The sequence below is a fragment of the Serratia sp. HNCC26DJ206 genome, assembly GCF_057180605.1.
In genome coordinates this window covers 1-578 of sequence record NZ_JBXUGP010000134.1, presented here as the reverse complement: position 1 = coordinate 578, position 578 = coordinate 1, and the positions used below count along the sequence as shown (strand labels likewise).

Sequence of the window (578 nt, the reverse complement as noted above, 5' to 3'; positions counted from 1 at the left end):
CCACGGTGATGCCGGGCAAGGCCAATGCTACCGCAACGCTGAATATTACTTATCAATAAGTGAGCGATGCGAGCGGTATTTACACTTTGTCATAGGTTGTACAAAAAGCAACACGGGTATAACCAAAGTTCCCATCAAGGGACTCAAAATAAACGTAATCTAAACTCATCATTTAGAACGACTGTGTTACTCAGCATTAAATGAAGCCACCGCATGTAAGCCAGAAAAAATGGTCAGCGGTGGTCAAGGCAACATTAATGCATTGGCCAAATTTACATATTGCAGGCAGGTATTCTCTCGGAAAAAGAATACGGCAGCTTATAGCAAGACAAACATGATTTATTCATCGAGGTTTAAATGGGAAAGATCGGGACGATAATTTCTGTTGGTCTGTTATTGCAAGGTTTTCTATTTAACGTTAATGCTTCGGACATTAACGTCAGCGGCCAAGTCGTTGCCTCTCCTTGCATTATAGATATCGGCACGGTTAATCAAACGGTTAATTTTGGCAAATTGCAGTTGCGTGATTTGTCCGGCGCTGGCAATGCCAGTGAGTGGATACCCATCACCCTCAAGTT

At 42.7% G+C, this 578-nt stretch carries 1 protein-coding gene; it reads left to right on the top strand.

Annotated elements, in window-relative coordinates:
• Positions 1 to 357: 357 nt before the first annotated feature.
• On the top strand, positions 358 to 578 hold a 221-nt coding region (locus tag AC2A1E_RS24280; RefSeq protein ID WP_484385889.1), incomplete at its 3' end, for a fimbrial protein.